This is a genomic window from Ruegeria sp. CDSC079, from assembly GCF_059610505.1.
On the sequence record NZ_JBXWNT010000018.1, the window covers coordinates 1 to 2,696 of the forward strand.

The 2,696-nt window shown below is 55.9% G+C and carries 2 protein-coding genes; both read right to left on the reverse strand.

What is annotated here, in order from left to right:
• Positions 1-332: 332 nt before the first annotated feature.
• Complete coding sequence (locus AC2FIC_RS20285) at positions 333-1,616, reverse strand: glycerate kinase type-2 family protein (protein ID WP_496693147.1); 1,284 nt, start codon at positions 1,614-1,616, stop codon at positions 333-335.
• Between the two features lie 7 nt (positions 1,617-1,623).
• Positions 1,624-2,601 carry an HpcH/HpaI aldolase/citrate lyase family protein gene (locus AC2FIC_RS20290; RefSeq protein WP_496693146.1) on the reverse strand — a complete coding sequence of 326 codons (978 nt, stop codon included), beginning with the start codon at positions 2,599-2,601 and terminating at the stop codon, positions 1,624-1,626.
• Positions 2,602-2,696: the final 95 nt, after the last annotated feature.

Below are 2,696 nucleotides of genomic sequence, written 5' to 3' on the forward strand. Positions count from 1 at the left end.
GATCCACTGGATCAATTGCTAACCTCTTCAACTCGTCAGGCTCATAACCTGAAGGCCAAAGGTTCAAACCCTACTCCAAAAAAGCAACTTTAGAACGAAAATTACAATTACTTACACGCCGATCAACGCCAAACATCCCGCAAAAATAATGCCTATATCCTTCCGTCAGAGCCTAAAACATCGCCTGTGACATTGGAACAAACGCCTCTTTTATGGCTTTGAAATCAGACTATCGCATGAATCGGACCTTTCTCGACGGATTCAGGCATTACTTTCCAATTCGACATCTCTGACGCTATATCAACCTGATGCCCGCCAAGTTTAGCGCGCGCTCAAGCTTCAGGCCCAAGCAGCAATACTTGGATATCTGCAACATTGGTTCCGGTCGCACCAGTCATCAGAAGATCACCCGATAGTCCCAATGCACGGTGACTGTCGTTGTTTGCTAACAGCGTGGACGGATTTTGCCCCGCATTGCGGATACGGTCGAATGTTCCCACATCCACAATCGCACCCGCTGCGGGGGTCGGACCATCACGGCCATCTGTTCCACCGCTGAGGAAAATCCAGTTGCCGGGAATAGCTTCCCCTTGCGCCAGTTGGGCGACGCGCAGCGCTAGTTCCTGATTGCGCCCACCAAGACCCGAACCCTGCAGCCGGACGGTTGTCTCCCCTCCGAAAAGTAGAGCGACCGGGCGGTCGGAAGCCACAGAACGGGCCGCTTGCAGAATCTGACGTGCAGCGTCGGACACGTCTCCTGTCAGTGCTTTGGATGCAATTTCAGCCCGACAAAACTGCGCTGCACAGCGATGCGCAGCCTCAAGGCTTATCGTGTTCGACCCGATCAGATGATTTGTCGCTTCAACTGCTATCGTCTGTTCAGGAACGCTGTGTTCAAGATGGTCCCGCACGGATTGGGGCAGACGCTTCCAGATGCCAGCCCCAATGCAGATCCTGCGGGCATCGGCTTGGGTTCCGATGGGTGGAGAAGTGGGGCCGCTGGCAACGGCACGCAGGTCATCTCCGATCACATCCGACAGAATATAGGCTGTGACCGGTGCAGGTGAACCGTGTCGCAGAAACCCTCCGCCCTTGAGCTGGCTTAGATGCTGGCGCACCAGGTTCATGTGCACGATGTCCAATCCGGAAGACAACAAGAGCTCGTTGACCACAATCTTATCCGATAGGGACAATCCGTCCACAGGTGCCGGAACAAGGGCCGATCCCCCGCCAGAGATCAGCGCTATGATCTGATCTTGCTCGCGTGCTGCGCTGAGCAGATCAATGATCTGCCGACCGGCTTTGAGGCCCCGTTCGTCCGGAACGGGGTGTGCACTGTTCAACACAGTTGCACCGGGTACGACCGCTTGGTTTTCGGAATGGGTCACGGCCAGAGCGACATGATCACCCTGAACGTTTTGCAAGGCTTCCGCCATCATGGCTGGGGCCGCTTTACCAATCGCGATTAGGATGCTGCGCCCACCCTGTTTGGGCGCAGGCAATGGGGCTGATTGCAGCCGTCTGCTCAGGGATACCGCCGGATCTGCCGCGGCTATGGCTTCGGCAAATATGTTGGCGGCACAATCGCGTTGAGACATGGACGATTGTAAAGTCATGAGGCGATCATGCTGCTGCGATTTGACGGGCCTTTTCAACCATAACTTCAGCTTGACGGATCGAAGCATAGTCGATCAGGCGGCCATCCAACGAAACCGCTCCCTTTCCCGCTGCTTCGGCTTCGGCCATTGCTTCGAGAATGCGTTGTGCCTTGGTGACTTCGGCGTCGCCCGGCGACATAACATCGTTTGCCAGTGAAATCTGGCTGGGATGGATGGCCCATTTGCCCTCGCAGCCTAATACTGCCGCGCGCTTTGCGGCGGCTTTGTAGCCGTCCGGGTCTTGGAAGTCTCCAAAAGGGCCGTCGATTGGGCGCAAACCATTGGCGCGGGCAGCCACAACCATGCGGGCAAGCGCATAGTGCCACATATCTCCCCAATGGGTCCGGCGTCCTCCGTCCGTATCGGCGTCAGTCAGAACGGAATAATCCGGATTAACACCGCCGATAATAGTCGTCCGCGCGCGGGTCGAGGCGGCATAGTCGGCTACGCCGAAATGCAGGCTTTCGTTACGTTTCGACGCCGCCGCGATCTCACTGACGTTCTGCATCCCTAACGCAGTTTCGATAATATGCTCGAATCCGATGCGTTTTTTGTACCCCTTTGCATCCTCGATTTGCGTGACCATCATGTCGACGGCATAGACATCTGCCGCGGTGCCGACTTTGGGGATCATGATCAGATCAAGTCGCTCGCCAGCCTGTTCAACCACATCCACCACGTCGCGGTACATGTAATGCGTGTCGAGCCCGTTGATGCGTACCGACATGGTCTTGCTGCCCCAGTCGATGTCGTTCAGAGCCTCAATGATGTTTTTGCGGGCCTGTTCTTTCTCGTCCGGCGCGACGGCGTCCTCCAGATCAAGGAAGATGACATCCACGTCCGATTGTGCGGCCTTTTCGAACATTCCGGGTTGGCTGCCAGGCACTGCGAGTTCGCTACGGTTTAGGCGGGCAGGAGCCTGTTCGATGGAATGAAAGCTCATGGGTTGGTGTCCTTCAGTTTACAAGTTTGGATAGATAGGGAATCTGGCGCAGAGGTTTGCGACTTCGGTTTTGACTTTGGCCTCGACCTCACCGT

Coding starts and splice junctions, on each gene's coding strand:
- AC2FIC_RS20285 (WP_496693147.1), bottom strand. CDS start 1,616: ATGACTTTACAATCGTCCATGTCTCAACGCGATTGTGCCGCCAACATA.
- AC2FIC_RS20290 (WP_496693146.1), bottom strand. CDS start 2,601: ATGAGCTTTCATTCCATCGAACAGGCTCCTGCCCGCCTAAACCGTAGC.